This window comes from Endozoicomonas sp. ONNA1 (assembly GCF_024606325.1).
Classification (GTDB): domain Bacteria; phylum Pseudomonadota; class Gammaproteobacteria; order Pseudomonadales; family Endozoicomonadaceae; genus Endozoicomonas_A.
In genome coordinates, this window is the sequence record NZ_JAHHPN010000164.1 from 1 (window position 1) to 2,088 (window position 2,088).

A 2,088-nucleotide genomic window follows, 5' to 3' on the forward strand; every position below is an offset into this window, starting at 1 on the left:
AACAGTGGTGCTGCAAAGAGTGAGTGTTTAATCATTCTATCCTTGCATTCTGGTGTGAAGAGGGGAAGGATAGATCAGGAAATAACGCTAGTTGTTACAAACTGCCCCAGAGAGGCTTTCAGCCCCGCCAGGACGTCGACTTTCACCGGTTCTCAGCAAAAAAGTACGCCCATTCGATCATCAATACTTCTTCCGAAGTTCAGTGATCCTCACCGTGTTATCTTTACAGACGGTCATCACATTTCGGCTATCGGGGCTGAAACTGGCTGCGGCTAATCCTTCCTCTTTTTGAATGAAGGCTTTTCGCAGCCATGACCCGTTGGTCTCCAGACCATAAATTTTCACTACACCGTCGACACTGGCGGTCAGCACATGACAAGCATCCGCACTGAAGGTGGCTGAGGCGACTTGATCCTGATGGACAATGCGGGCTTTTAGTGCCCATGATCCACCGGTCTGCAGGCTGATGATTTTCGCTGTGTCATCACTGGTGGTTACCACATGCTGGCAATCGGCACTGAAGTTTGCTGAGGTGACTTCCCTATAGTGTTTGATGCAGGCTTTTTCTTCCCATGATCCAGCATTCTGGCTATGGATTTTCGCCATTTTATCATCACTGGCGGTCACCACATGGCGGCAGTCGGCGCTGAAGTTGACTGATTGGATCAACCCATTATGTTCAATCGTGTCCATTTCTTTCCACGATCCATCAGCCTGCAGGTCATAGATTATTGCTGCGTCATTACTATGAGTGCTAGTGCTGAGGATCAGATGGCAGCTATTGGGGCTGAAGTTGGCCAGGAAGACAGGGTCTTCTAGTTTAATAGTGGATGTGACTACCCATAATCCCGAGTCCAACTGGCCATGAATTTCTATAACGCAATCCCTTGAAGCAAAAATTATCATGTGACGGCCATCAGGGCTGAGCGTGGCCGAAGTGATCAGATTTCTATGAAAAGTGTCCTCTACTTCCCATGAGTCATTGTTCCTTCGACCAATGATTTTCACCGTATTATGTGAACTGTGGGTCACCACACGGCGGCTATCAGCACTGAAAGTCGCTGAATTGATGTAATTCTTATGGGAAATGCAGGCCTTTTCTTCCCAAGATCCATGATCCTCCAGACCATGAATTTTTGCTGTGCCATCGTCACAGGCGGTGACCAGATAACGACCATCAGAGCTGAAGCTGGCTGAAGAGACCAAACGATTATGGGTAATGGTGTCTTTTACTTCCCATGATCCATTGGCCTCCCGGCAGTAGATTTTTGCTGTGTGATCACTACTGGCGGTTGCCAGGTGCTGCCCATCGGAGCTGAAAGTGGCTTCACGGACTTTACCACCATGGGTAATTTTGAGTGTTTCTACTAACTCAAATTTTCTGCATAAAGACATCAGTTGACTGTTGGTGAAAAGTAACTGAAGAGGAAAATAAATATTCTTTCGTTGTTCAATGAGTGTCTCGACAGTGCCCTTATTAGCAAACGGCTCCAACCAATTACGGAGTTGTTGCTCATCTTTTGTTTTAAGGGTGGCCTTTAGTTGGTCCAGGTATGGTGAAGGAAACCGGCGATTCCATGCTCTTCCCAAAGCGTTATTGTCTTTAACAAGATCGCGAAAATATCGGCATACCTTTGCTAAACGGGTAACCTCTCGTAAACCCAAATAGCGAACAATCTCTAACTGTGTTAATTCGGGCAAATACAAGAATGGAGCGTTATTGTTGTAATAAGGAGTAACGTCCCTACCTGCACTGACGCCCGATAGTGCTTCCTCCAGCGGTTGCTGCACAGGTGTTGGCAAGAGTGGTTCTTGTATCCCGGAATTGCTGTTGATAGTGTGCATCTCTGATTGATCCGTAGCTTCAAAGTCAGTACTTATTCTCGCCTGGAAAGGACGTTTAAAATGGATTCGATCTGTTGGAGTCGGTTTTATAATGAAAGTTCAAAAAATATTGAAATCAGTGGAACCCAGTTGAAGAAGAGCACTGATCCGGGAAAATAACAGAATCTCGGCACCGTGCCCCATAGTTCGGGCAATACGGGACAGGTTGACTGAACCCATCCGGATGAGGCCAAAAATAACCAG

The 2,088-nt window shown here is 46.6% G+C and carries 1 protein-coding gene; it reads right to left on the bottom strand.

Annotation, left to right across the window (positions count from 1 at the left end; translation table 11 throughout):
* Positions 1–180: 180 nt before the first annotated feature.
* Positions 181–1,845 (bottom strand): F-box/WD repeat-containing protein, encoded by a 1,665-nt coding sequence (locus KDK19_RS03875; RefSeq protein WP_257291372.1) that lies wholly within the window; start codon positions 1,843–1,845, stop codon positions 181–183.
* Positions 1,846–2,088: the final 243 nt, after the last annotated feature.